Raw genomic sequence first — 26,396 nt, forward strand, 5'->3', positions numbered from 1 at the left:
GGCGTTGTCATTTCAGTGACAGGGTCGGTGAAAGTTGCGGCCCGCGCGGGAGAAAGGCTGCCGATGACGCCCACTCTTAGCCGCCGGACGCCGGTCTCTCCTGGAGACGATGAGGCGGCGTTCGCGACCGTGACGGAGATGTTCGCCATGACGCAGCGCTCGAACCACGCCACGGCCTTCGCGGGGTGGGTGGTCGCGACGAGCGCCATGGGCCTGGTGCTGGAATGGGGCACGATCCAGTCGCTCACCGGGTCGGCTCCGGGCCGGGTCCTGCTGGCCGCTCTCGCCCCCCTCGCCGCCGCCCTCGCGTACGTCGTGGTGCTCCTCACGCGCGCCCACGCCGTCACCGCCGGCGCCCAGGAGGACTTCCACCGCTTCATCGCGACGACTCCGCCGGACGCGCCGGAGTTCGCCGCCCCCGCCTTCCGTCGGCTGCGTCTGCTGACCGCCGCCGCCCGTCACCGCGCGATCCTCACCCGGACCGCCCTGGCCTGGGCATACGTGTCGGGCGCGGCCTTCCTCCTCTGGAGCGCCGCCGCGATGGCGATGGCCACCGGTCACTGAAGGACACCACGGACCGGCCGGCATCCGGGGCGCGGAATTCCGCCACCTCCCCCATGACCCCGGGTGCCGACCCCTAGACAGATTTCCCCTTCATTAGGTCCACTGGCGGTAATGGGGTTCAATAGCGAACCTCTGCCGTCACGGGCAGACGGAGACCGGGTGCAGGAGATCCTCGCGAACAGACACGGGTTTTGGCAGGCATTGCAGGAGTCCGAACGAGCCGCGTTGCGCGCGGCCGGCCGGACTCGTGAGTATGCGACCGGCACACTGCTGTGCAGCCAGGGCGCCGACCCCGACCACGTCCTGATCATTCTGGACGGCTGGGTGAAGGTGACGGCCGGCCGTGCGGACGGTCAGGAGGTCATGCTCGCGATCCGGGGACCGTCGGACACGATCGGCGAGAGCGGCTGGCTGAACGGCCGGCCGCGGTCGGCGAACGTCAAGGCGCTCAACCGGGTCCGTGCGCTCGCGATCCCGGCCGAGCCGTTCGCCGCCTTCCTCAACAGCCACGCACACGCGGCGCAGGTGCTCGCGCGGGTGATGGTCGGGCGGATGGACGACGCCGACCGCCGGATGACCTCGCAGGTCGGCACGAGCGGCCCGAAACTGCTCGCCCTGCTCCTCCTGGACCTGGCCGAACGCTACGGCGTACCGGGCGGGGGCGGCTCCGTCACGCTGCCGCTCCCGCTCACCCAGCAGGAACTCGCCACCATGATCGGCCGCGCCCGTGAGACCGTCGCGCGAGCCCTGACGGTCTGGCGGCGGGAGGGGATCGTGGTCACGCGCCGAATGCGCATCGTCATCCTGCGCCCCGACGCGCTCCACGACATCGCCGAACACGACGAGGACGGCTGACCGCCGGACCGTACGTGTCATTTGGCACAGATGGCATCGAAGGGACGACGTTACACTTCATCCCCCCGATCACCCCCGCGCTGAGGGGAGCGTCACCCCCAGATGACGATCGATCCATCGCCGGGCGACGGATCGGGGCGCTCGAAGATCCTGCGCCAGCTTCTGGAAGTCGTCACCAACCTCTGGCAGCTGATCATCTTCCTGGCGCCCGCCGCGGGCATCGGCGCGGCCGTCCTCCTGCATCATCTGGACCAGATCTCGGTCGCGCTGACGTGGGCGATCGCCGTGGCCAGCTCCCTGTCCGGCCTCGTGGTCCTGGCCACCAAGAAGGACACGATCACCAAGTGGCTCCGCAAGTGGGCCAAGCACGCCTGGGCGGCGCTGGTCGGACTCGGCCGGTCCATACTCGCGTGCGGCCTGACGGCCGCCGTGGTCGCCGGCGTCGGCTGGGCCGCCACCGGCACGGTGGCCGCGATGTTCGGGGGCTCCTGCTCCCCTCCCCTCGACCTGCGGGTGCTGACCGCGCCGGAGAACCTCACCGCGCTGCGCCGGGTCGCCGCGGAGTACACCACCGCCGGTGACACCCGCTGCCGGCCGGTGCGGATCACCGTCGCGGCCTCCGGGAGCGTCCTCAACGTCGCGTCCGGTTTCCAGAACGGCTGGTACTCCGCCCCCGGAGCCGGCGAGAACGGCCGCGGTGCCCTCCAGCCGGACATCCTCGTCCCGGCCTCGTCCGGCGAGGCCGACCGGCTCCTCGCCGCGCCGCATCCGAACGTGCGGCTGGAGAACGAAGGGTCGATCGGCAGTTCGCCGCTGGCGGTCGGGATCTCCTCCTCCGCCACCGGCGACCTGGACAACGCGCTGGCCGGCCGGGACCGGCCGCGCCTCGGTGAGCTGCTCGACGCGGCCCGCCGCAACGGCGTCCAGCGGATCTTCCGAGCGAGCCCGGACGTGTCGGAGATCGGCGTGCTGGCCAGCGTCGACCTGTACGCCGGCGGCGCCCTCGGCGATCCCCGGTCGACCGAACGTGCCCTCGGCAACGCCACCCTGCCGCTCAGCGACTCCGCGGCACTGCTGTGCGAACTGCGGCACCGGCCGGCCTCCGCCGAGCGCCTCGCGGTGATCGCCCCCGAACAGGTGCTGGCCGACTACGTCCACGGGCGGGCGCTGGGCGCCACCTGCCCGGCCCCCGGCTGGGGCGGCCCGCAGCTCACCATCCACCGCGTGTCGGACACGCACACGTTCGACTACCCGTTCATCCGTGTCACGTGGGACGGCCAGTCGTCGACGCGCCGGACCCACGAGATCGACGCCTTCCGCCGGTGGTTAGGCCACGGCAGGCTGCGAAGCGAGGCGTTCCGTGACGCCGCCGGCCGTCCGGGCACCGCCGACTCCACCGGTGGCAGCCTCAACCTCGGGCCGGCCCCGCCCGTGACCGTGCGGCCGTACCACCGCGCCGAGATCGACGACGCGCTCGCCCGCTTCGCCCAGGTCCGGCCTCCCCAGCACATCGCCCTGGCCCTCGACGTGTCCGGGTCGATGAGCGGCGGGCGTTCTCAGGGCGGTTCCCGCTTCACCTACGCCGTTCAGCTCGCCCGTACCGCGGCGCAGACCGCGATCCACGACACCGACACCGTGGAGCTCGACGTCTTCTCCCGCCTCCAGAAACAGCCTCCGTTCCGCGCGGTGGCTCCTCCCGGGCGGCGTGGCGCGATCGGCACCGCGCTCGACGGCCTGACGCCCCAGGGGAGCGACATCCCGCTGTACGACGCGATCGGCGACGCCGCCGCCCGCGTCGCGGCCTACCCGCAGGCGATCGTCGTGGTCCTCACCGACGGTGGCTCCGAGGCCGCGGATCCGCGCGGCCGCGCGACGGCCCTGCGCCACGCGCTCAAGACCCGTCCGATCGTCGTCCTGACGGGCACCGACACCTGCGGGCGGTCCGCGTCGATCAAGGCACTGGGGACGGCGGTGCGCTGCGTCGACGCCGGCGGCGGCCGGGAGCCGAACGACGTGGTGACGTCCGTCTTCGACCTCACGACGCAACCCGGCGGAGGGTGAGGCGGATGCTCGGACGCTATTTCCGACGGTACTGGATCCCCATGCTCGCGGGCGTGGGGTTCGGCATCGCGGCCGTCCTCGTCCCGCTGGCGCTGGGGGGCGACTCCACCGGCCGCACGCCCTGTCCGGGACACGTGGGGCTCGTGGTCGCCGGTGGCACCGACGTCAGCGCCGGAGCCGAACGCCAGGCGCTGGTCCGGAAGTGGAACACCCTGCACCAGGACGATCCGGACCTGCAGGCCCGGATCGTGGAGATCTCCAGCCTCGCCGACCTCCAGCGCACGCAGCTCGCCGCGGCCTCCGAGGCCCGCAGCTGCGACTATGACGTGCTCACCCTGGACGCGCCCTGGACCGCCGAGTTCGCCGAGAAGAAGGCGATCGTCCCGTTCCCGCTGCCGCACGGCTGGGACCCCGACTTCCTCCCGGAGCTCAGGCAGTCGGTGACCTGGCACCGCACGGTCTACGCGCTGCCCTTCAACGCCGACGTCGGCCTGCTGTACTACTGGAACGACGCGCGGCGCCAGCCTCCCGTGGGCCTGCCCGACCTGCTCGGCCAGGCCGCCGAGGCGGCGAACGGACACGGCTTTCCGGCCGGATACTCCGTGCAGCTGGCCGACTATGAGGGCGGCACGGTGAACGCCCTGGAGCTCATCTGGGGATTCGGCGGCGACGTCGTCCACGACGACCAGATCGTCATCGACAGGTACGCCACGCAGGTGAGGTCCGCGCTGGCGGCCGTGCACACCAACCTGCCGCCCCAGGGGGCGGGCGTCGACCGCACCGTGGGCGACGCGACCGAGGCATCGAGCATCCAGGCATTCGAGGGCCGTCAGGTCGCCTTCATGCGGAACTGGCCGTACGCCTTCCGCGTCCTGGCCGCCGACCCACGGATGCGCGCCGGCGGCCGGCTGAGGTTCGGGGTGTCGCCGCTGCCCGGCCCCAGCGTGCTCGGCGGGCAGAACCTCGCCATCTCGGCCCACAGCAGGAAACAGGAGCAGGCGCGCCGCCTCATCGAGTTCCTCACCGACCATGACGCGCAGAGCGAACTCTTCGTCTGCGGAGGGTTCGCGCCGACCCGGGAGTCGGCGTACCAGGCGCCCCGGCCCTGTCTGGGATCGTCCCCGAGCGAGCAGTCGATCGGCCAGGCCGACCTGACGCAGCTCGCCGCCCAGATCCGGCAGGCGATCGCCACGGCGCGGCCGCGGCCCGTGGCCCCCGCCTATCAGGAGTTCAGCGAGGTGTTCCGCCGCTGCTTCCGCGCCGCGGCGTTGCAGTCCGCCGACGTGGACTACGCCGCCTTCGCCCGGTTACTCCGCTCGGCCTACTCCGGAAAGCCCCTACGCACCGACCCGCCCCGGCCGTGCGGCTGAACCGGCGCCTCGTCGTCATGCGCCGGCTGAACCGAAGCCCCGTCATACGTGCGGCTGAAACCGGGCCCCGCCGTACGCGCACGACGGCGGCGGAGCCCGGCCTGCGGGATCAGGTGACGGAGGAGTAGGCCACGACGCCGCGCCGGATCGCGTCCATCGCCCGGCCCGCGACGGCGCGCACGCCGCCGCCCGGAGGGGCGGCGTCCGCGATCTGCCCGAGCATGTCGAGCAGTTGCTTCGTCCAGCGCACGAAGTCACCGGCGGTCAGGTCGGTGTCGGCCAGCACGGCGTCCAGCTGGTCGCCGCTCGCCCACCGGTGCGCCGCCCAGGCGAACCCCGGATCCGGCTCACGCAGGAACGCCACCCGATGGTCCTTCTCGGTCTCCTGCAGCTCACCCCACAGGCGGAGCATCTCGGTGAGGGCCTCCCGCACCGGCCCGGCCGGCACCCGGGGCGGCCGTCCGTCGTCGGCCGCCCGGGACTCGTAGACCAGCGCGGAGACGGCCGCGGCGAGCTGCGCGGGCCCCAGATCGTCCAGGATCCCGGCCCGCAGGCACTCGGCGGTCAGCAGGTCCAGCTCGGTGTAGATCCGCCCGAGCCGGCGGCCCTCGTCGGTGACCCGCTCCTCCTCGAGGTAGCCGAGCTGCTCGAGCACCGCGCAGACCCGGTCGAAGGTACGGGAGATCACCTGAGAGCGGCCCTCGACGCGGCGGCGCAGCGCCGCCGTCTCCTTCTCCAGCCGGAAGTAGCGCTCCGCCCAGCGCGCGTGGTCCTCCCGCTCGGAACAGCCGTGGCAGGGATGTTCGCGCAGCCGCCGCCGAAGGTCGGCGATCTCCGGATCCTCTCGGGTCAGGTCCGGCCCCTTCTCCGGACGAGGCTTGTCGACGTGGGTCGTCTTGTTGCGCAGCGTGGAGGCCAGGTCGCGGCGATGCTGCGCCGACCTGCGATTGAACCACTGCGGGATCTTGATGCGCTCCACCGGCTCGACGGGGCCCCGGAAGTCCGCCAGGGCCAGCTGCCTCACCTGCCGGTTGGCGGTGAGCACGAGCGGTGACGGATCGTCGGAACGCTTGGCGGCCCCCGGCTCCAGGACCACGGCCACGCCCGCGAACCGTCCCTGCGGGATCACGATGACGTCACCGAACCGCAGCTTCTCCAGCGACCGCGCCGCCTCGGCCCGCCGCGCCCCCGACCGCTCCCGGGCCAGCTCGCGCTCGCGTTCGGTGAGCCGGCGCCGGAGCCCGGCGTACTCCATGAAGTCGCCGAGGTGGCAGCTCGCCGCCTCGAGGTAACCCTCCATGGCCTCCTCGTTGCGGCGCAGCTGCCGGGCCAGCCCGACGACCGCACGGTCCGCCTGGAACTGCGCGAAGGACGCCTCCAGCAGCGTGCGCGCGCGCTCGCGGCCCACCTGGCCGACGAGGTTCACCGCCATGTTGTACGAGGGGCGGAAGCTGGAGTTCAGCGGGTACGTGCGGGTGCCGGCCAGACCGGCCACCGCGCCGGGATCGACCCCGGGCGTCCACAGCACCACCGCGTGGCCCTCCACGTCGATGCCGCGCCGCCCCGCCCGCCCGGTCAGCTGGGTGTACTCGCCGGGGGTCAGGTCGGCGTGCATCTCGCCGTTCCACTTGACGAGGCGCTCGATCACGACGGTGCGGGCGGGCATGTTGATGCCCAGCGCCAGCGTCTCGGTGGCGAAGACCGCCTTGATCAGCCCTTCGGCGAACAGCTCCTCCACGACCTCCTTGAACGTCGGGAGCATGCCCGCGTGATGCGCGGCCAGGCCACGCTCCAGCCCGGCCAGCCACGCGCCGTAGCCCAGGACCTCCAGATCGGCGCGCGGGATGTCGGCGGTGCGCGCCTCGACGTGCGCGCGGATCTCCTCGGTCTCCTCCTTCGAGGTGAGCCGCAGCCCGGAGTACATGCACTGCTCGACCGCCGCGTCACAGGCGGCGCGGCTGAAGATGAAGGTGATCGCGGGCAGCAGACCGGCGCGGTCCAGGCGGTCGATCACGTCCGCGCGCGACGGCGGCCGGTACCGCTGGGGGCGGCCTTCGCGCCGCCGCCCGGAGCGCCGGCTCTGGTTGATCCTCGTACGCCGGAGGTCGTCGAGTGCGAAGCGGCGCAGCTCCGGGTTGACCTTGGTGTGCTCGTCGTCGACGAACAGGTCGTACAGCCGGTTGCCGGCGAGCATGTGCTGCCACAGCGGCACCGGCCGCTCCTCGTCGACGATGACGGTGGTCTCGCCGCGGACCTCCTGCAGCCACTCGCCGAACTCCTCGGCGTTGCTGACCGTAGCCGACAGCGCCACGAGCCGCACCGACTCGGGAAGGTGGATGATCACCTCTTCCCAGACCGCGCCCCGGAACCGGTCGGCGAGGTAGTGCACCTCGTCCATGACGACGTACGCCAGGCCGGAAAGCGTCGACGATCCGGCGTACAGCATGTTGCGCAGGACCTCGGTCGTCATGACGACGATCGGCGCCTCGCCGTTGATGGTGTTGTCGCCGGTGAGCAGGCCGACCTTGCCCGATCCGTAGCGGCGTACGAGGTCGGCGTACTTCTGGTTGGACAGCGCCTTGATCGGGGTGGTGTAGAAGCATTTCTGGCCGCCCGCGAGCGCCAGATGCACGGCGAACTCACCGACGACGGTCTTGCCCGACCCGGTGGGCGCGGCGACGAGCACGCCGTGGCCGTTCTCCAGCGCCCGGCAGGCGTCGACCTGAAAGAAGTCCAGGTCGAAGTCGTAGAGGGCTTGAAACTCGGTCAACGCGGGCGTGAAGCCCGCCATGCGCTGCCGGTGCGCGGCGTAGCGCTCCGCGGGGGTCGTCATGGCTCAAGCCTACGGACCGCCACTGACCGAAATGGCGGCACTCCGGCGATCCACCACCCGACCGAGGCCCCGAGCGCGGCGGAACCGGCGCCGTGGGGCGCGGGGGGTACGGCCTCAGACGCGCTCGCCGTCCGCCGGCTCGTCGTCCGGCAGGTCGCCGTCCGGCAGGTCGAGCGGTGAGGCCTCGTCGTCGGACAGGTCCGCGTACGGGTCGGGGCGGGCGGCCTTACGCCGGTCATGGACGTAGGCGATGAGCTCGGCGACCTCGAAGAGCACGACGGTGGGGAACGCCAGCGCCAGCATCGTGAACGGATCCTGGCTCGGCGTGGCGACCGCCGCGAACACGAACAGACCGAAGATCATCAGCCGGCGCGACTTACGGATCCGCGCATGCGTCAGCACACCGGCCATATTCAGGATCACGACGAACAGCGGCAGCTCGAACGTCAGCCCGAACACCAGGAGCATCCCGACCGCGTAGCCGAGATAGCTCGACACCGTGATCAACGCGGTGGTGCCGTCGGGGACGAACCCGAGCAGGATGCCCAGCCCCTTGTCGAGCGTGAGGTAGGCCAGGACCGCGCCGCCCGCGAACAGAGGACCCGAGGCGGCCAGGAAGATGTACGTCCAGCGACGCTCACGCTGGTAGAGCCCCGGGGCGACGAACGCCCAGATCTGGTAGAGCCAGATCGGGGAGGAGAGCACCGCTCCGACGATCAGCGAGATCTTCAGGTTGAGGAAGAAGCCCTCGGTGAGGCCGTTGACGACCAGGCCGCAGCCCTTACCCAGGCGGTTCTTCTCCGGAAGCTGGCAGTACGGCTGCTGGAGGAACTTCCAGACTGGGTCGAAGAACCACAGCCCCACGCCGGTGCCCACGAGCAGGCCGAGGAACGCCTTGAGCAGGCGGCTGCGCAGTTCGCGGATGTGCTCGATGAGCGGCATGCGCCCGTCGGGGCTCGCAGTCCGCGGCGACTTGGTCGTCATGATCTCTTGTCGTGGCCGGGTCAGGACTTCTTGCCGGGCTCCGTCTGCGACAGCGGTACGCCGCTGACGGTCGTGCCATCGTCCGCGCGGGCGCTCAGCTGCGGCTGCTGGGCGGCCGCCTGCTGCTCCAGCAGTGCCGCCTGCTCGCGGAGCCGGGCCGCCTGGGCACGGGCGTCCTGCGGCTGGGCGTGCGTCTGCGGCTGGTCATCGTCGTCGCTGATCAGACCCTTGGTCTCGGACTTGAAGATGCGCATCGACCGGCCGAGCGAACGGGCGGCCTGGGGCAGCTTCGCGGAACCGAACAGCACGAGGATGACGACCGCGATGATCAGAATTTCCCACGGGCCAAGGTCAGGCATACTCAGTCCTCTTCAGCAGTGGCTGTTTCTCATCCGATCGTACGCCGTCGGGCCGGATGTCTCACTCCCCCGGCCCCTCAAGACGCCGCATCTCACGGGCGAGCTCCGCGTGTTTCGGCTCCAGACGCGCCCTGGTCCGCCGCAGTTCACGGCCCAGACCGCGGACCGCGAACGACACTTTGATCGCGCAGCCGCCGAGAACGACCAACCCGGCGAAGGCCAGCGCGACGTACAGCATCATCCACGGCACAGGCAGACCCTAGCGAATCACCGCCGCAGCGTCTGCCCCTGACGGCACCGCGCTCAGGACGCGCCCCCGACCCGGACGGCGTGCGCCCGCGTGCCCGATGGCGGGCGCGCCCGCTCACGCGTCGTAGAGCTTCAGGGCGCGGGCGGCGTCCTCGCGTACCTGGGCGGCCAGTTCGGCGGGTTCGACGATGCGCCCGGTGCCGGCCAGCCGCAGCGCCAGGCGCCGCACCCAGCGCACGTCACGGGTGCGCAGCACAACGCGGACGCGACCCTCACCCAGTTCGGCGATGCTCTCGCAGGGGTAGTGGTCGGCGACCCACCGCCCGGCGGCGGACAGCTCGAAGGTCACCCGCACGTCCTCCGGCGAGGGACGGAACAGGCCGGCGTCCAGGTCGAGCGGCTCGGCCTCGTCCGGGATCCGCGCGGTCACGTCGAGGACCTGCAGATCCACGATGCGATCCAGGCGGAACAGGCGGACCGCCTCGGCGCGGCGGCACCAGCCCTCCAGGTAGGACCAGCCGTCGACGATGAGCAGCCGCATCGGGTCGACGTCGCGCACGGTGTTCTCGTCGCGGCCCGGCACGTAATAGGTCATCCGCAGGCGCCGATCCTGGTCCAGCCCCGACTGCACCTGGACGAGGACGTCCGGGCGGACGTCGAGCTGCACGGCGACCTGGCTGCTCGGCCGTGCGGCGGTGCCCGCCGCGACCTCCAGTTTGGCGATCACCTGGCTCACGGCGTCGCCGTGTTCGGGGATCTCGGCGATCGTGCGCAACGCCACCAGCAGGGCGGCGGCCTCGTCGACGTCGAGGCGCAACGGCCGGCTGATCGACTCGGCCTCGCAGACCACGATCTCGCCGCCTTCGTACGACAGGTCGATCGGGCAGTACGGGTCGGGGGCGCGCAGCTCGACGCACCACAGGAGGTTCAGGTCGTCGATGATCTGCTTCTCAGTCACGCCGAAGGCCGCGGCGGCCTCCTCGACACTGACCGAGCTGCGGTTGATGACGTACGGCACCAGTGCGAGCAGCCGCCGCAGCCGTTCGGAGGAGCTCACTGGCATACCGCCTTCAGGTGCTGGATCATCGCGTCGCGCACGTCCGGCGGCTCGACGACGACGACGTCGTCGGCGAACCCGGCGAGGTAGTCGGCGAGCCGGTCGACCTCGGCGAACGTGAGCTCGGCCAGGTCCCAATCGTCGTCGTCGGCGCGGATGTTCGCCGCCCAGCGCCGGATGCCGTCCGCCGCGCCGTGCCGCAGCCGTACGGTGGCCGTGCGCCGTCCGGGTGCGGGGCCGCCCATCGAGGTGACGACCTGCCGCAGGTCGACGCCCTCGGGAACAGTGATCGTACCGGCGGCGCCGTCGGCGACGACCTCGCCCCTGATGCGGCTGAGGCGGAACACCCGCGCCTCGCCGCGGTCGCGGTCATGGCCGGCGACATACCAGCGGCCGTGCCTGCTGACCACGCCCCAGGGCTCCAGATGCCGGCGCTGCGGCCCACTGCGGCCGACGCCCTGGTACTCGAAGGTGACCGGCCGGCGGTCCCGCACCGCCCGCCACAGGGCCGGGAACGCGGGCTCGTCGGTGCCGACCCTGGGCTCGATGCCGAGGGAGGCGGCCTCGTCGGTGTCGACCCCGGCGGCGCGGAGTTTCAGCAGCGCCCCGGACGCCGCCTCGGCCAGGCTGGCCCGCTGCCACACCCGCGCGGCGAGCCCGAGCACGGCGGCCTCGTCGCGGGCCAGCTGGATCTCCGGCAGCTCGTACGCCTGGCGCTGGATGCGGTAGCCGGGCTCCTCGTCGCCGTCGCTGCCCATCTCCAAGGGGATGCCCAGCTCGCGCAGCTCCTCCTTGTCGCGCTCGAACATGCGCTTGAACGCCTCGTCCCCACCGGGATAGCCCGGCACGGCCTGGCGGATCTGCTCAGCGGTGAGGTACCGCCGGGTGGCCAGCAGGCACACCACGAGATTGAGCAGCCGCTCGGTCTTGCGGCGCGACATCGTCACTCCTTCTGGCCCGTCCCCGTGGCCTCCGACGCTACCGTTGGCGGGTGATCCGATGGCGCAAAGGCACGGTTGTCAAGATACGCCGCGAATGGCCCGGAGCGGTGGAGCTCGACGTCGTGATCGACGACGACGGCGAGGCCCGCGCTCTGGCCTATCCGGCCCTGGTGGGACGGCCCCGGCCAGGCGACGTCGTGCTGCTCAACACGACGGCGCTCGCGATGGGGCTCGGCACCGGAGGGTACGCGATGGTGATCGCGGTGCCCGACCGTTTCCCACCGGATCCGTCCGGTCCCGGCCATCTGGTCAAGGCACGCTACACCCCCCTGCAGGCCACCGTCCTGGGCTCCGACGAGCAGGACTCCGCCCACCACGAGGTGCTGCGCGCCGCCGAGTCGATCGACGGCATGCCGGTCGTCGTCGCCGACCTGCACTCGGCGCTCCCGGCGATCATCGCCGGGCTGCACCTGGACCGCCCCGGCACCCGCGTCGTCTACGTCATGCCGGACGGCGGAGCGCTTCCCGCGTGGTTCTCCCGTACGATCGCGGCGCTGCGCGAGGCCGGCGCGCTGGCCGCCACGGTGACGGTCGGGCAGGCGTTCGGCGGTGACCTGGAGGCGGTCACCCTGCACACCGGCCTGCTCGCCGCGCGCCTGGTGCTCGACGCCGAGGTCGCGATCGTGGCGCAGGGCCCCGGAAACCTCGGCACGGGCACCCGCTGGGGGTTCTCGGGCGTGTCGGCGGGCGAGGCGGTGAACGCCGCGGCCGTCCTCGAGGGCCGCCCCGTGGCGTCCCTGCGGGTCAGCGAGGCCGACGCCCGCGAGCGCCACCGCGGGATCTCCCACCACAGCCTGACCGCCTACGGCCGCGTCGCCCTGGCGCGGGCGCAGGTGGTGGTGCCGGACCTGCCGGGCGCCTTCGGCGACAGGGTCCGGGCCGAGGCCGAGCCGCTGGGCGAGCGGCATGAGCTCGTCAGCGTGCCCGTGGACGGCCTGGAGGAGGCGGTCCGCGACTCGCCGGTGCGGGTCTCGACGATGGGCCGGGGGCTGGACGAGGATCTCGCGGGCTTCCTGGCGGTCGCGGCCGCCGGCCGTCACGTCGCGAATCTTCTAAGCTGACGCCTTTACGGCATAGATCGATAGTCGAGAATTCACCAAGCCATCCAGAAATGCCCCTCTCGTTACCATTTGCTTGTTTTACCGCGAGCGCGCCCGAGGATCCTGGAAGCGGAAGGCCCACCGAATCGCCGCAAGTAGGACTATTCACGCGGCCTTCCGTCTTTCCGGCCACGAGGAGAACAACGTGCTCAGCAGGACAAGCGCCTCTGTCGGCCTGGCCGCGATCGCCGTCACGGCCGGCACGCTCTTCACCACCCCGCCCGCATCCGCTCAGAGCACCCCGGCGGCGCACGTCAGCGCCGTCTCGGTCCAGGCGAGCGCGAGCGCACCGCTAAGCGACGGCTGGTGGCGACACCACCGCCACTTCCGGCATCATCGCTTCCATCACTTCCGGCACCATCACCACTTCCGGCACCATCACCGCCACTTCCGGCACCACCGCTTCTTCCCGCGCCATCGCTTCTTCCGCGCCGGCGACTTCGACTCCCGGCACTTCGGCGGCTTCCACGAAAGCCACGCGGGCTTCCACAACTTTGACCATTTCGGGGGGAATTTCAACCGGAACGTCAATGTCGTGAGCAGCGGCATCGGGGTCAGCAGCAGGAGTAGCAGCTTTGGGTTCGGTGGCAGGAGCGGCAGCTTCGGGTTCGGACACTGAACGGGAAACGAGACGTGAAGACGCCGGAGCCGTCGCTCCGGCGTCTCGCCATCTCCGGCCCGTTACGGATGGCCGGGCCGCCGCCTTTACGTTGTAGATCAACTGCGGACGAGCTCCCCACCCGCGTCGTACACCTCCCGGAACGTGAACGCCTCCGGCCCCGGACCGTCGCGCCGCACCCGCCCCAGACGCTCCCGCGCCTCCTCCACCGACGGAATCCGCCCCGCCGGCACCCACCACATCACGGTCTCCGGCTCCGCCATGCGCAGGAGCCATTCGCGGCGACGGCGCAGCAGGTCCAGATGGGCCGACCGGTAGACGAAGTCCCACAGCGCCTCGCGCGACTCCCAGACCGACATGTTGATGATCACGTCATCGCCGTACGGGCGGATGCCGGTCGCGTCGTCGGCCGCTCCGTCGGCCAGCCGCCAGACGAAACCGGGCGCGGAGTCGGCCAGGGCGTTGATGGGCTCGAAGAGGGCCAGGAACTCGGCCATCGACGGGGCGTCGAGGGGCTCACGGAGGCGGGCGACGTTGAACTCTGCCAGGTGGTGGTCCGTCATGGCCGCCAGCAGACCATCACCCGAACCTCTATGTCAACTATGATTATTTTTAGAATCCAGCACCACACAGCACTCCCCGGGCCGCGGATCCATGCGCGCCGTCATCCCGGTCGCCTCCAGGCCGTCGAGCAGCCCCTCCAGCAGCGCCAGGTTCATGCCGCAGACCAGGGGCGGGAACTCGACCGCCAGCGCGTGGAAGGGACAGTTGCGCAGCCGCAGCCCGGTGCCCTCGCGGTACGGCTCGTACCCACGGGCCGCCAGCGCCGCCTCCACCCGGCCGCCCACCGCGACGCCGTCCACATTCGGGCCTCCGCCGGGAGCCTCTGCCGGCCCCGCGTCCCCGCCCTCGCCCGGTCCCGCGCCCGGTCCCGCGCCCGGTCCCGCGCCCGGCCCCGCGCCCGTGCCTTCGGCCCCGCGCCGTGGGTCCTCGCCCGGCCCCGCGGCGGCGCCGGCCGACCGGCCGCGAGCCCGTGCCAGCCGCTCCAGGATCTCCTCGCCGCCGACCTCCGCGACGACCTCCGCGAGGAGCTCGGCCAGCGCCCGGTAGTCGCGTGGCGGCACGCTCACCACCCGCTCCGCCGCCGAACGCCGGTAAAGCTTCGCGGGCCGGCCCGCGCCCGGACCGGTGCGCCCCGCGGGCCGCCGGAACACCGTGTCCAGCAGGCCGGCGTCGGTCAGCCGGTCGAGGTGGAAGGCGGCCAGGGTGCGCTGGATCCCGGCGGCCTCCGCGGCCTCCGCCCGGCCCACCTCGTGATCCTGCGCGGCCACGTACTCATAAAGCCGCCGGCGTACCGGGTCCTGCAGGGCCGCGATGGCCTCGACGTCGTCCACGTCCCGAGTCTAGGGACGGCTGGACGGGTCAGTAGGCGGCGAGGACGTCGATGACGAAGGCGAGGGTGTCGCCCTTCTTGATCCCGGAGGCGGCGTGTCCCTTCGCGCCGTAACCGTCCTTCGGCGGGACGATGACGAGCACCCGGCTGCCGACCCGCTGTCCGACCACGGCCCGATCCCAGCCGTTGATCATCTGGCCGGCTCCAGCCACCACCGAGTCCGGAAGTCCCCGGGCTCGCGTCGACTCGAAGACGTTACCCGTCCGCCAGACCTGCCCCAGGTCGTGGAAGACGACCAGCTGGTGCGCCTGGACCGGCGGCCCGCTCCCCTGGATGATCGTCTTGACCCGCAGCCGCCCCGGAGGCGCCGCGGACGGGATCTTCATCGTCGGCGCGGACCCGGCGGTGACCTGCGGGAGTGCCGGGTCGTTCTGCGGCTGCGGCTGTCCCTGCGCGCTCCCGGCGTTGTGATACGTCGCGATCACATCGAGAACGAAGACCATGGAGTCGCCGGCGCCGATCTGCCACGGCGCGTACCCGTTCGCCCCGTAGCCCTGACCCGGCGGGATGACGGCCAGCACGCGGCCCCCCGGACGCTGGCCCTCGAGGGCCCTGTTCAGGCCCGTGACCAGGCGGCCGTAGGGGAACATCGCCGGCCGCCCGGCGTCGAAGCTGCTGGCGACCAGCTTGTGGTCACCACCGTTCCAGCGGTACCCCACGTAGTTGGCGACCACGAGGTCACCGTCCGTCACCTTCGCGCCCCTGCCCTTGTGCAGCGTCTCGACCTTCAGCTTCCCCGAGGGAGCCGACGCCGGGATCGTCACCGTGGGCTGACGGCCCACGACACCCGCGACCTTCAGACCGTCGGGCAGGCCGCCCCCGCCGCACGCCGTGACGGCGACGAGGGGAAGCACGGCCAGCGCGGCGACGCGCCGCATGCGCAGACCTCCGAACACCGGGCGATCAGTAGGAGCCGAGGACGTCGACGACGAACACCAGGGTGTCGGTCCCCTTGATGCCCCCCTGCGAGGAGCCCTTCGAGCCGTACCCGTCCTTCGGCGGCACCACGAGCAGGACCCGGCTGCCGGCCTTCAGGCCGACCAGGCCCGTGTCCCAGCCCGGGATGACCTGCTTGACGCCGATCGGGAACGACGCGGGGGTGCCGCGCTTCCACGAGGAGTCGAAGACCGTCCCGTTTCGCCACAGCACGCCGTGGTACTGCGCGATCAGCGTCTGCCCCTTCGTCACCACCGGGCCGTTGCCCTGGATCAGGGTCTTGACCTGAAGGGTGTCTGGGGCGTCCGTGGACGGGATCTTGACCGTCGGCGCCACACCCGCCGCGCCGGTCACCGCCGGAAGCTTGGGATCGTCGACCTTCTGGGGTGTGCCCTGCGCCGAGGCGGTCTTGCCGTAGGCGTTGATCACATCGACCGTCACGACGAAGTCGTCGGTCTTGGCGAGCTGCAGCGACTGACCGATCTGGTCGCCGACCTCCCCGTACGGCAGGGTCATCACCAGACGCGTGCCCGCCTTACGCCCGACCAGCGCCTTGTCGAGCGCCGGCAGGCCCGTCAGCTGGCCCGCCTGCCCGATGATCGGCTGCTTCTTCGTATAGGTGTTCAGCAGCTCCTTACCGCCGCCCTTGGCGCCCCACTTGTAGGCGACCAGCTGGGCGACGACGAGGTCACCGTTCGCCACGGCGTTGCCGGAACCCTGGACGACCTCCTTGACCTGCCTCTTGACGCTCGGCTTGGACTTGGGCACCGAGATCGACGGCGCCTTGCCGAACGCGCCCTTGACCTTCACCGACGGCGGCGGGAGGGTCTCGTACCAGACCGCCGCGCTGGTCGCCAGCGCGACGACCACCACGGCGGCCGTCGTGAACACGATCCTGCGGCGCTTCGCCTGGGCGCGGGTGCCCGAGCGAGGGGCGCCACGGCCCTTGGCGCCCAGCGCGTGCGGCGTGAAGTCGGTGCGCGTGATCTCCTGCGCCGCGGGGATCTTCAGCTTGATCGGATCCGGATGGGCGAACCGGCTCTTCGGGTCCTCGGACGACGTGTCATCGGACCCGGAGTCGGCGGCGGTCGCGTCGGCGGCCTCGGAGCCGGGGTCGGCGGTGGCCCCGTCGGTGTCCCCGGCCGTCGCCTCCTCAGCCCCGTCCTCGCGCTCGCTCACTCCATCCTTCGGCTCCTCGGTCTCGGCCCGCTCGTCCTCGGCCCGCCGCGCGTCCTCCGTCTCGGGCCGCTCGGCGGCTCCGGGCTCGCCGCCCGCCGGAGCGTCCGACGCCGAGGCGTCCCGCTCCTCGGCGTCCTGCGGCTCGTCCGTCCGCGCCTGCGCGCGGCCTTTGACTTCAGACATCTTCTCCACCGTTCCGCGGGTCGACGACTATCGCGACAAGGCCCCCACCCTGCCAGCGGGCATCTAAAGGTAGCGTGAGATCGCCGCTACATTCCCGCGATCAGCTTGTCGACGCGATCATCGACCGACCGGAACGGGTCCTTACACAGGACGGTCCGCTGTGCCTGATCGTTCAGTTTCAGATGCACCCAGTCGACCGTGAAGTCACGCCGCTTCTCCTGCGCCTTGCGGATGAACTCCCCGCGCAGCCGGGCCCGCGTCGTCTGCGGTGGCACCGACTTGGCCTGGAAGATGTCCAGGTCCCGGGCCACCCGCTCGACGGCACCCTTGCGCTCCAGCAGGTAGTACAGGCCACGCCCCCGGTGCACGTCGTGGTAGGCGAGGTCGAGCTGGGCCACCCGCGGAGAGCTCAGCGGCAGATCGTACTTGCGCCGATACCGCTCGATCAGCTGGTACTTCGTCACCCAGTCGATCTCACGGGCCACCAGGTCCAGATCGCCCGTCTCCACCGCGCGTACGGTCCGCTCCCACAGGTCGAGCACCCGCAGCACCACCGGATCCGCGCCACGCCGGTCGATGAACTCCCGAGCCTTGTCGAGGTACTCCTTCTGGATCTCCAGCGAGCTGGCCTCCCGGCCGTTGGCCAGGCGCACCTTGCGCCGCCCGGTCATGTCGTGGCTGACCTCGCGGATCGCCCGGATGGGGTTCTCCAGGGTCAGGTCCCGCATGACGACGCCGGCCTCGACCATGCGCAGCACCAGGTCGGTCGCACCGACCTTGAGCAGCATCGTCGTCTCACTCATGTTCGAGTCGCCGACGATGACGTGCAGCCGGCGGAACCGCTCGGCGTCCGCGTGCGGCTCGTCCCGGGTGTTGATGATGGGCCGCGAGCGCGTCGTCGCGGACGACACGCCCTCCCAGATGTGCTCGGCGCGCTGACTCACGCAGTACACCGCGCCGCGGGGGGTCTGCAGCACCTTGCCGGCACCGCAGATGATCTGACGGGTGACGAGGAACGGGATCAGCACGTCGGCCAGCCGGCCGAACTCGCCGTGCCGCCCGACGAGGTAGTTCTCGTGGCATCCGTAGGAGTTGCCGGCCGAGTCGGTGTTGTTCTTGAACAGGTAGATGTCACCCGCGATGCCCTCCTCACGGAGGCGCCGCTCGGCGTCGACCAGAAGACCCTCCAGGATCCGCTCCCCCGCCTTGTCGTGCACGACGAGCTCGTCGACGCTGTCACACTCGGGCGTCGCGTACTCAGGATGACTGCCGACATCGAGGTACAGCCGTGCCCCGTTGCGCAGGAACACGTTGCTGCTACGGCCCCACGACACGACCCTGCGGAACAGGTAGCGCGCCACCTCGTCGGGTGACAACCGCCGCTGCCCGCGGAAGGTGCACGTAACGCCGTACTCGTTCTCCAACCCGAAGATGCGCCTATCCACATCCGCAAGGCTATGCGTCCGGAGGCCGCCGATGGTAGAGATCGCGAGCGGGTATGCGGGGATGTGCCGCGCGGCCCCTCCCCGTCGCAGGCTCCGCCGGGCCCGCGACGACGCGCTGTGGGGGTCCGGCAGAGGGCCGACAGGCCGGTGACCAGGTAGATCGGAGGTCGGCGACGCGAGACGGCCGACTGCCTTTACATTGTAGATCACAAAGATGCGTCCGCCCGCCGCGCCCGGCGAGGACGCGACGGGCGGACGCCGAGGTCACTCCGCGGCGGTGTCCTCCACGCCCGACTCGCCCGACTCGCCCGACTCGCCCGACACACCGTCGGAGTCGGCCTCCTCCAGGAGCGCCCGGATGCGCGCCGCCGGCAACCGCCGGAACAACCGGTGCGTCCGGTTACGGTCCAGCACCGCGACCTCCAGCTGCTCGGCCGCCAGATGCCGGTCGGCGTCCTGCCGCTCCAGGGCGGTCACCCCCAGCCGCAGCGCCCGCACCAGCGTGAGCCCCTCCTCGAAGTGCTCCTGCAATGCCGCCGCGACCTGGTCGGCCTGACCGCCCATCGCGACATAACCGTGCTCGTCGGCGACCGACCCGTCGAACGTCAGCCGGTAGATCTGGTCCGAGGCGGCGTCCTCGCCCAGCTCGGCGACGACGATCTCCACCTCGTACGGCTTGTTCATCTCCGTGAACACCGTGCCCAGCGTCGTCGCGTAGGCGTTCGCCAGGCCCCGCGCGGTGACGTCACGGCGGTCGTACATGTACCCGTTGACGTCGGCGTAGCGCACGCCCGCCTGACGGAGATTCTCGAACTCGTTGTACTTGCCGACCGCGGCGAACGCCATCCGGTCGTAAATCTCGCTGATCTTGTGCAGCGCACGGGACGGATTGTCGGCCACGAACAGGATGCCGTCGTCGTACTGCAGCACGACGACGCTGCGGCCGCGCGCGATGCCCTTACGCGCGTAGTCGGCCTTGTCCTTCATCTGCTGTTCGGGCGACACGTAGAACGGCATGGACACCGGTGGCGTTCCTTACTACTCGTTCACTTCTCGATCGCGGACGTTACAGCAGCGGAGCCGACGGCCCGCCGGGCGAGCGCATCCGCCCGTCGACGATGCTCTCCGCCAGACCACCGACCTCATCGTCCGGCAGCCGCCGGTACCCGTCGGCGGTGACCGCGGCGACCACCGGGAAGATACGGCGGGTCAGATCGGGACCGCCGGTCGCCGAGTCGTCGTCCGCCGCGTCGTACAGCGCCTGGAGGGACGCGATCACCGCCTCGCGCTCCTCCAGATCCGACCGGAACAACTTCTTCAGCGCGCCCCTGGCGAACACCGACCCCGAGCCGATGCTGTAGAAGTCGTGCTCCTCATAACGCCCGCCGGCCGGGTCATAGCTGAAGATCCGCCCGCGGTTCTCGTCCTCGTCATAGCCGGCGAACAGCGGGACCACCACCAGGCCCTGCAGGGCCATGCCCAGGTTGCCGCGCACCATCGTGGCAAGCCGGTTGGCCTTGCCCTCCAGGGAGAGGGTGCGGCCCTCCATCTTCTCGTAGTGCTCCAGCTCGACCTGGAACAGGCGCACCACCTCGATGCCGATGCCCGCGGTGCCCGCGATCGCGACGGCGGAGTACTCGTCGGCGCGGAACACCTTCTCGATGTCCCGCTGGGCGATGACGTTGCCCGCGGTGGCCCGCCGGTCGCCCGCCATCACCACGCCGCCCGGGAACGTGATCGCGACGATGGTCGTGCCGTGCGGGATCTGGTCCCCGGCCGACACACCCGCCGGAAGCTCGCGGCTCCCCGGAAGCATCCCGGGCGAGTACGACGACAGGAACTCGGTGAACGACGGGGGGCCCTGGCTCATGAACGCGCCCGGCAGACGCCCCGGCGCGGAACCTTGCGACGTCACACGACTCCTTCCAAAGGCAGCGGATGCGATGCGCCTCCGCAACTCAGACCCTACTGTCACTGCGACGTCAGGCGCATACCGCGTGATCCCTGCCCTCGTCCGCCCACGGCGAACCCGACTCCGTCAGTCAGCGGACGTCAGGGCGTACTCCGGCGGCCCCAGCGGCTCCCGGGGCAACGCGTCCAGATCGGGAAACCCCGGATCGCTCAGATCGAGCACCCGAAACCGCAACTCCGCCGGCTCCGCGCCAGCGACCATCACATCGGTCTCCCAGGGGTCCTCGGAGGCACCTCGGATCTGAGCGTCGAGCACTGCGAAATCCCTATCCGGCCAGTCGTCCCCCACAGGCCAGCGGGATCGCCGGACCTCTGCGACCTCAAGCGTCCCATCGCTCCTAGGCCGGAAGCCCAGGAGCCCTCCCGTGAGGTACTCGATCGCGCGCCTCAGTACCCATGGGTCGTCTTTGAACTGCCCTAGAGCAACATTGCAGTTGAAACAGAGGATTCCGCGCCGCTCACCGGTGACGTGGTCGTGGTCCACATGCTCTGCCGCCGCCTTCATGCAGATCAGACAGACGCCGCCTTGCTCCGAGATCAGGCGCTGCACGTCTTCAGAAGTCAGGCGATGCGTCTTTTTGAGATAGTCACGAGCGCTCCGAGCATTCTTGCACTCACGACAATAAGAGTTATAGCCATCGCGGCTACGCTTGTTCCGCCCCCACTCATCCAGAGGCCTGACCTTCTCGCAGCCGGGACACCACTTGTGGCCCTCCGGTGCCTCGACTCGCTCTCGAACTGTCTTGCCCTGGCGCTCTCGCCGCTTCCGATATGCCTCCTTCTCCCGCCGCGAGACGCAGTCGCGACAGTAAAAGCCGAGACCGTCGGGACGCTTGACATTACGCCGGAACTCCGACGCAGGCTTTTCTAACCCACAGTCCGGGCACACCTTGACGGCGGAGATAAATTCGGACATATCCTATTATTCGCCGCCCTTCTGTACGTACGACCGAACGAACTCTTCTGCGTTCTCTTCTAGCACTTCGTCGATTTCGTCCAGAATTGCGTCGACGTCGTCGGTGAGTTTCTCCTGGCGTTCCTGGACGTCTTCGCTGGGCGCGGCCTGGGTCTCGTCGACCTCTTCCTCGCGCCGGGTCGTCTGCTTCTGCCCGCCGGTGTCCCTCGTTGCCATGGGTGATCCTCCCGTTCGTGCCGAGACCTTGACTCTATCGCCGCCCGCCGACATGGAGTGGATCACTCACCGTGTGCCACGCCGATCGACGGTTGGTCTCTGACGCCGTTATCGCCAGTAGCGATCTCCGCGAAACGGTCATAACCGTCACAACTGTGCAGCGATCACAGCCGCCACCCGCCTTCGCGTCCGCCCGTACGCCGACCGGGAAGGGCGTACGGGCAGGCGCGCGCGTCACTCGCCGGTGAGGACGGCGACCAGGTCGGAGGCGGTGCGGCAGCGGTCCAGGAGCGTGCCGACGTGTGCCTTGGTGCCGCGCAGCGGCTCCAGCGTCGGGACCCGCTGCAGCGACTCGCGACCGGGTACGTCGAAGATGACCGAGTCCCAGGACGCGGCCGCCACGGAGTCGGCGTACTGCCGGAGGCACCGGCCGCGGAAGTACGCGCGGGTGTCCTCCGGGGGGTTCTCGATCGCCGCGTCGACCTCGGCGTCCGTGACGATCCGCTCCATGCGCCCGCGGGCGGCGAGGCGGTTGTACAGGCCGCGTTCGGGGCGGACGTCGGAGTACTGCAGGTCGACGAGCTGCAGCCGCGGGTGGGACCAGTCGAGCCCGTCGCGGGTGCGGTAACCCTCGAGCAGTTCGAGCTTGGCCACCCAGTCGAGCTCGTGCGACAGCTGCATCGGGTCGTCGCCGAGCCGCTGCAGGACGGACTCCCAGCGGTCGAGGATGTCGGTGGTCAGGTCGTCGACGTCGCCGCCGAAGCGGTCCTCGACGTACTTGCGGGACTGCTCGAGGTACTCCATCTGGAGCTGGACGGCGGTCATCTTGCGGCCGTCACGCAGGGTGAGCAGGTGCTTGCAGGCGGGGTCGTGAGAGATCGCCCGCAGGGTGGCGACCGGCATGTCGACCGACAGGTCGACGGTGAGGAAGCCGTCCTCGATCATGGCGAGGACCAGGCCGGTGGTGCCGAGCTTGAGGTAGGTCGAGACCTCGCTCATGTTCGCGTCGCCGATGATCACGTGCAGGCGGCGGTATTTCTCCGGGTCGGCGTGCGGCTCGTCACGGGTGTTGATGATGGGGCGCTTGAGGGTGGTCTCGAGGCCGACCTCGACCTCGAAGAAGTCGGCCCGCTGGCTGATCTGGAAGCCGTCCCCGCGGCCGTCCACGCCGATGCCGACGCGGCCGGCGCCGCAGACCACCTGCCGGGTGACGAAGAACGGCGTGAGGTGCCGGACGATGTCGGAGAACGGGGTCTCCCGGCGCATGAGGTAGTTCTCGTGGCAGCCGTAGGAGGCACCCTTGTTGTCGGTGTTGTTCTTGTAGAGCTGGATGGGGTGGGTGCCCGGCACCCGGGCGGCGCGGGCGGCGGCGTCGGCCATGACGCGCTCTCCGGCCTTGTCCCAGATGACGGCGTCCCGGGGGTTGGTGCACTCGGGCGTGGAGTACTCCGGGTGGGCATGGTCGACGTAGAGGCGGGCCCCGTTGGTCAGGATGACGTTGGCCAGTCCCAGGTCCTCGTCGGTCAGCTGGGTGGGGTCCGCGACCTCGCGTGCCAGGTCGAAGCCACGGGCGTCGCGCAGGGGGTTCTCCTCCTCGAAGTCCCACCGTGCCCGCCTGGCCTTCGCCGCCGATGCCGCGAGGTAGGCGTTGACGACCTGCGAGGAGGTCACCATCGCGTTGGCACCTGGCTGACCGGGCACGGATATGCCGTACTCGGTCTCGATCCCCATCACCCGCCGGACGCTCATAGGTCTGAGCCTAATGCGCGATTGCCGTGGTCCAGTGCGGCGCGGCGGGATCGTGATGCGAAACCGGTCGTGGGAGGAGGGGTCGGACCTGCCCGCTCGCGGCCTTCAGGGGGCCGCCAGGGCGATTTCCGGCCAAGATCAGGGAGTGTCCGTCCTGGTGAGGCGCCGGCGGGTCGTACGGCCGCTCAGAGCCGTGTCCACCGAGACGTCCGGGCCACCGCGGCGACCGCGACCGGGCGGGCCGCTGCGGGCCGCGGGACGATCCGGGGCGGGCCGTAGGGCGTCGGAAAGCCGCGTGGCGGCCGGAACGAGGTGTTCCGGCCGCCACGCGTTCCTGTGCTGGGTCAGAGGTACTGCCCGGTGTTCGCGACGGTGTCGATCGAACGCCCGGCCTCCGTGCCCTGCTTTCCGGAGACGAGGGTGCGGATGTAGACGATCCGCTCGCCCTTCTTTCCGGAGATGCGGGCCCAGTCGTCGGGGTTGGTGGTGTTGGGCAGGTCCTCGTTCTCGCTGAACTCATCGACGCAGGCGGCGAGAAGGTGAGTGACCCTCAGGCCTTTCTGCCCGCTTTCGAGGAAGTCCTTGATGGCCATCTTCTTGGCCCGGTCGACGATGTTCTGGATCATCGCGCCGGAGTTGAAGTCCTTGAAGTACAGGACCTCCTTGTCGCCGTTGGCGTAGGTGACCTCGAGGAAGCGGTTCTCCTCGGTCTCGCTGTACATCCTCTCGACGACGCGCTGGATCATCGCGTCGACGGTGGCGTCGGGTGAGCTGCCGTGCTCCTTCAGGTCGTCGGGATGGAGCGGCAGGCCCGTGAGGATGTACTTGGAGAAGATGTCCTTGGCGGCTTCGGCGTCCGGACGCTCGATCTTGATCTTCACGTCGAGCCGTCCGGGGCGGAGGATCGCCGGGTCGATCATGTCCTCCCGGTTGGAGGCACCGATGACGATGACGTTCTCCAGCCCCTCGACGCCGTCGATCTCCGACAGGAGCTGGGGGACGATGGTGTTCTCGACGTCGGATGAGACACCGGATCCGCGGGTGCGGAAGATGGAGTCCATCTCGTCGAAGAACACGATCACGGGGGTACCCGCGGAGGCCTTCTCGCGGGCCCGCTGGAAGACGAGGCGGATGTGCCGCTCCGTCTCGCCGACGTACTTGTTTAGCAGTTCGGGGCCCTTGATGTTGAGGAAGAAGCTCTTCCCCTCGGCTCCGGTCTTCTCGGCGACCTGTTTGGCGAGGGAGTTGGCGACCGCCTTGGCGATGAGGGTCTTGCCGCAGCCGGGTGGGCCGTACAGCAGGACGCCCTTCGGGGGGCGGAGCTGGTGCTCGCGGAACAGGTCGGCGTGGAGGTAGGGCAGCTCGATGGCGTCGCGGATCTGCTCGATCTGCGGTCCGAGCCCGCCGATCTCATGGTACGAGATGTCGGGGACCTCTTCGAGGACGAGCTCCTCGACCTCCGCCTTGTGGATCTTCTCGTAGGCGTATCCGGATCGGGTGTCGAGCATGAGCGAGTCGCCGGCGCGCAGGGGTACTCCGCGCAGGGGCTCGGCCAGCTTGACGATGCGTTCTTCGTCGGCGTGGGCGATCACGAGGGCGCGTTCGCCGTCTTCGAAGGCCTCCTTCAGCATGACGACCTCGCCCTGGGTCTCGAATTCGAGGGCGGCGACGACATTGAGCGCCTCGTTGAGCATGACCTCCTGGCCACGCTGCAACTCGTCGATCTCAATGCCCGGACTGACGTTCACCCGTAGCTTGCGGCCACCGGTGAAGATGTCGACCGTGCCGTCCTCGCGCGCGGCGAGGAACGTTCCGAAGGCCGACGGCGGCTGCGCGAGCCGGTCGACCTCCTCCTTGAGGGCGATGATCTGCTCTCGGGCTTCCTTGAGGGTCGCCACGAGACGTTCGTTCTGGCCCGTTACCGCGGCCAGACTTGCCTGCGCCTCGTGAAGGCGCTCTTCGAGTACACGAACTTGTCGGGGGGACTCCGCGAGCTTGCGGCGCAGCACGGAGATCTCCTCCTCCAGGAAGGAGACCTGCGTCTGGAGGTCGCGGACCTCCTTTTCGTGCTGCGCCTTACGCGCCCCGGCATCGTCACGAGCGGCCACGCTCGTCACCTCCTCAGGCAGAGACGACGACCTACCTGAAACCCTACCTATCCCGAGCGCCTCCGTAACCTGGCGCGGGGGTACTCGTGTCGTGGCGCGGGAACGATGTTCTAGATGAAGCGGCTGGTCCGTTGGAGGGAGGACCTCCCGCGAAAGCCCCCCGTCTGCGAGAAAAAGATCGCTTCGGGGGCCTGGCGGCGCAAGTCCTCGCGTCCGGACAGGGCCGTTCAGGGTGGAGAGATTCTCGTCACTCTCCGGACAGGTCGGGTTCGGCGGCCGGTTGCCGGGGCGTGGTGTCGGTGTTCTCGCCGTAGGCGCCCTTGGCGGGGCGGCGCCGGCGGGCCGGGGGGCGTACGCCGTCGGCGAGGCGCCGGGCGGTGGCGAGGAAGCCGGTGTGGCCGACCATGCGGTGGTCGGGGCGTACGGCGAGGCCTTCGACGTGCCAGGAGCGGACGAGGGTCTCGAAGGCGTACGGCTCGGCGAAGGAGCCGTGTTCGCGGAGGGCCTCGACGACGCGGGACAGCTGGGTGGTGGTGGCGACGTAGGCGCAGACCATCCCGCCGGGGACGAGGGCCTTGGCGACGGCGTCGAGGCATTCCCAGGGGGCGAGCATGTCGAGGACGACGCGGTCGACGTCGGTGTCGGTGAGGGCGTCCTCGAGGGAGCCGACGGTGAGGCGCCAGGCGGGGTGCGGGCCGCCGAAGTAGCCCTCGACGTTGGCGCGGGCTACTTCGGCGAAGTCCTCGCGGCGTTCGTAAGAGGAGACGATGCCGTGTTCGCCGACGGCGCGCAGGAGCCAGCAGCTGAGGGCGCCGGAGCCGGCGCCGGCCTCGACGACGCGCGCGCCGGGGAAGATGTCGGCGGCGGCGAGGATCTGGGCGGCGTCCTTGGGGTAGACGACGGCGGCGCCGCGCGGCATGCGGAGGGTGTGGTCGGCGAGGAGGGGCCGGAAGGCGAGGTATTCGGTGCCGCCGGACGAGCGGAAGACGCTGCCTTCGGGGCTGCCGATGATCTCGTCGTGCGGGATGGAGCCCTTGTGGCTGTGGTAGAGCTTCCCGGGCTGGAGGGTGATGGTGTTGATGCGGCCCTTGGGGTCGGTGAGCTGAACCCGGTCGCCGGGACGGAACGGCCCGTGAGGGGCCTTGGGCATGCGGGAACCGGCGGTGGAGGGTTCGGTCATGTTCTAAG

The 26,396-nt window shown here is 70.4% G+C and carries 25 protein-coding genes; 6 read left to right on the forward strand and 19 right to left on the reverse strand.

The annotated features are described in order from the left end of the window. Positions 1-63 precede the first annotated feature (63 nt). The 4 genes from NE236_RS22505 (at position 64) to NE236_RS22520 (ending at position 4,850) form a co-directional block, all read left to right on the forward strand. Complete coding sequence (locus NE236_RS22505) at positions 64-564, forward strand: hypothetical protein (protein WP_252844042.1); 501 nt, start codon at positions 64-66, stop codon at positions 562-564. A 159-nt stretch (positions 565-723) separates the two neighbouring features. Beyond that, a complete protein-coding gene (locus NE236_RS22510) occupies positions 724-1,419 on the forward strand; it encodes a Crp/Fnr family transcriptional regulator (RefSeq protein ID WP_252844043.1) in 696 nt (231 codons plus the stop codon). A 102-nt stretch (positions 1,420-1,521) separates the two neighbouring features. Next, positions 1,522-3,480, forward strand: coding sequence for a VWA domain-containing protein (locus tag NE236_RS22515; protein ID WP_252844044.1), 1,959 nt, complete (start codon positions 1,522-1,524; stop codon positions 3,478-3,480). A gap of 5 nt (positions 3,481-3,485) precedes the next feature. After that, positions 3,486-4,850: an extracellular solute-binding protein gene (locus tag NE236_RS22520; protein WP_252844045.1), complete on the forward strand. Its 1,365-nt coding sequence runs from the start codon at positions 3,486-3,488 to the stop codon at positions 4,848-4,850. Positions 4,851-4,959: 109 nt separating this feature from the next. On the opposite strand, the gene NE236_RS22525 is transcribed toward NE236_RS22520, so the two are convergent. The 6 genes from NE236_RS22525 to NE236_RS22550 all read right to left on the reverse strand — a co-directional run bounded on the left by NE236_RS22525 (position 4,960) and on the right by NE236_RS22550 (position 11,273). Further along, positions 4,960-7,683 (reverse strand): DEAD/DEAH box helicase, encoded by a 2,724-nt coding sequence (locus NE236_RS22525; RefSeq protein ID WP_252844046.1) that lies wholly within the window; start codon positions 7,681-7,683, stop codon positions 4,960-4,962. 114 nt (positions 7,684-7,797) lie between these two features. After that, entirely contained in the window at positions 7,798-8,667 is an 870-nt protein-coding gene (gene tatC / locus NE236_RS22530) for a twin-arginine translocase subunit TatC (protein WP_252844047.1), read from the reverse strand. Between the two features lie 20 nt (positions 8,668-8,687). Next, positions 8,688-9,026, reverse strand: coding sequence for a Sec-independent protein translocase subunit TatA (tatA, locus tag NE236_RS22535; RefSeq protein WP_252844048.1), 339 nt, complete (start codon positions 9,024-9,026; stop codon positions 8,688-8,690). 61 nt (positions 9,027-9,087) lie between these two features. Further along, positions 9,088-9,276 (reverse strand): hypothetical protein, encoded by a 189-nt coding sequence (locus tag NE236_RS22540; protein ID WP_372494416.1) that lies wholly within the window; start codon positions 9,274-9,276, stop codon positions 9,088-9,090. Between the two features lie 114 nt (positions 9,277-9,390). Continuing rightward, positions 9,391-10,338: a helix-turn-helix transcriptional regulator gene (locus NE236_RS22545; RefSeq protein ID WP_252844049.1), complete on the reverse strand. Its 948-nt coding sequence runs from the start codon at positions 10,336-10,338 to the stop codon at positions 9,391-9,393. Then, entirely contained in the window at positions 10,329-11,273 is a 945-nt protein-coding gene (locus NE236_RS22550) for a helix-turn-helix transcriptional regulator (RefSeq protein ID WP_252844050.1), read from the reverse strand. The genes NE236_RS22545 and NE236_RS22550 overlap by 10 nt, the downstream gene beginning before the upstream one ends. A 50-nt stretch (positions 11,274-11,323) precedes the next feature. On the opposite strand from NE236_RS22550, the gene NE236_RS22555 reads away from it, so the two are divergent. Then, the gene (locus NE236_RS22555; protein ID WP_252844051.1) at positions 11,324-12,394 is read left to right on the forward strand and encodes a DUF3866 family protein; all 1,071 of its coding nucleotides are present in this window, start codon (positions 11,324-11,326) and stop codon (positions 12,392-12,394) included. Between the two features lie 331 nt (positions 12,395-12,725). Here NE236_RS22555 and NE236_RS22560 read toward each other — a convergent pair whose 3' ends face one another. The 9 genes from NE236_RS22560 to NE236_RS22600 all read right to left on the reverse strand — a co-directional run bounded on the left by NE236_RS22560 (position 12,726) and on the right by NE236_RS22600 (position 20,769). Next, positions 12,726-13,049 (reverse strand): hypothetical protein, encoded by a 324-nt coding sequence (locus tag NE236_RS22560; protein ID WP_252844052.1) that lies wholly within the window; start codon positions 13,047-13,049, stop codon positions 12,726-12,728. Positions 13,050-13,150: 101 nt separating this feature from the next. Continuing rightward, on the reverse strand, positions 13,151-13,615 hold the full coding sequence (locus NE236_RS22565) for a DUF3291 domain-containing protein (RefSeq protein WP_252844053.1): 465 nt from the start codon (positions 13,613-13,615) through the stop codon (positions 13,151-13,153). Between the two features lie 33 nt (positions 13,616-13,648). Next, positions 13,649-14,446 (reverse strand): helix-turn-helix transcriptional regulator, encoded by a 798-nt coding sequence (locus NE236_RS22570; RefSeq protein WP_252844054.1) that lies wholly within the window; start codon positions 14,444-14,446, stop codon positions 13,649-13,651. Between the two features lie 28 nt (positions 14,447-14,474). Next, a complete protein-coding gene (locus NE236_RS22575) occupies positions 14,475-15,383 on the reverse strand; it encodes an FKBP-type peptidyl-prolyl cis-trans isomerase (protein WP_252844055.1) in 909 nt (302 codons plus the stop codon). Positions 15,384-15,408: 25 nt separating this feature from the next. Beyond that, positions 15,409-16,803, reverse strand: a complete 1,395-nt coding sequence (locus NE236_RS22580; protein ID WP_252844056.1) for an FKBP-type peptidyl-prolyl cis-trans isomerase — start codon at positions 16,801-16,803, stop codon at positions 15,409-15,411. Positions 16,804-16,889: 86 nt separating this feature from the next. After that, positions 16,890-18,248 carry a Pup--protein ligase gene (pafA, locus tag NE236_RS22585; RefSeq protein WP_252844057.1) on the reverse strand — a complete coding sequence of 453 codons (1,359 nt, stop codon included), beginning with the start codon at positions 18,246-18,248 and terminating at the stop codon, positions 16,890-16,892. A 264-nt stretch (positions 18,249-18,512) separates the two neighbouring features. Then, positions 18,513-19,265 carry a proteasome subunit alpha gene (prcA, locus tag NE236_RS22590; protein WP_252844262.1) on the reverse strand — a complete coding sequence of 251 codons (753 nt, stop codon included), beginning with the start codon at positions 19,263-19,265 and terminating at the stop codon, positions 18,513-18,515. A 49-nt stretch (positions 19,266-19,314) separates the two neighbouring features. Beyond that, positions 19,315-20,118, reverse strand: coding sequence for a proteasome subunit beta (gene prcB, locus NE236_RS22595; RefSeq protein ID WP_252844263.1), 804 nt, complete (start codon positions 20,116-20,118; stop codon positions 19,315-19,317). A gap of 168 nt (positions 20,119-20,286) precedes the next feature. After that, complete coding sequence (locus NE236_RS22600) at positions 20,287-20,769, reverse strand: endonuclease VII domain-containing protein (protein ID WP_252844058.1); 483 nt, start codon at positions 20,767-20,769, stop codon at positions 20,287-20,289. A gap of 18 nt (positions 20,770-20,787) precedes the next feature. Between NE236_RS22600 and NE236_RS22605 the strand changes: the two genes are divergently transcribed. Then, the gene (locus NE236_RS22605; RefSeq protein ID WP_252844059.1) at positions 20,788-21,090 is read left to right on the forward strand and encodes a hypothetical protein; all 303 of its coding nucleotides are present in this window, start codon (positions 20,788-20,790) and stop codon (positions 21,088-21,090) included. Between the two features lie 51 nt (positions 21,091-21,141). Here NE236_RS22605 and NE236_RS22610 read toward each other — a convergent pair whose 3' ends face one another. From NE236_RS22610 to NE236_RS22625, 4 genes are all read right to left on the reverse strand, one after another. Beyond that, the gene (locus tag NE236_RS22610; protein ID WP_252844060.1) at positions 21,142-21,351 is read right to left on the reverse strand and encodes a ubiquitin-like protein Pup; all 210 of its coding nucleotides are present in this window, start codon (positions 21,349-21,351) and stop codon (positions 21,142-21,144) included. A 234-nt stretch (positions 21,352-21,585) separates the two neighbouring features. Continuing rightward, complete coding sequence (gene dop, locus NE236_RS22615) at positions 21,586-23,100, reverse strand: depupylase/deamidase Dop (RefSeq protein ID WP_252844061.1); 1,515 nt, start codon at positions 23,098-23,100, stop codon at positions 21,586-21,588. A gap of 344 nt (positions 23,101-23,444) precedes the next feature. Continuing rightward, positions 23,445-25,217 (reverse strand): proteasome ATPase, encoded by a 1,773-nt coding sequence (arc, locus tag NE236_RS22620; RefSeq protein ID WP_252844062.1) that lies wholly within the window; start codon positions 25,215-25,217, stop codon positions 23,445-23,447. Positions 25,218-25,455: 238 nt separating this feature from the next. Next, positions 25,456-26,388, reverse strand: a complete 933-nt coding sequence (locus NE236_RS22625; RefSeq protein WP_252844063.1) for a tRNA (adenine-N1)-methyltransferase — start codon at positions 26,386-26,388, stop codon at positions 25,456-25,458. Positions 26,389-26,396 lie beyond the last annotated feature (8 nt).

Source organism: Actinoallomurus purpureus, from assembly GCF_024055795.1.
In the GTDB taxonomy this organism is placed as follows: Bacteria; Actinomycetota; Actinomycetes; order Streptosporangiales; family Streptosporangiaceae; genus Actinoallomurus; species Actinoallomurus purpureus.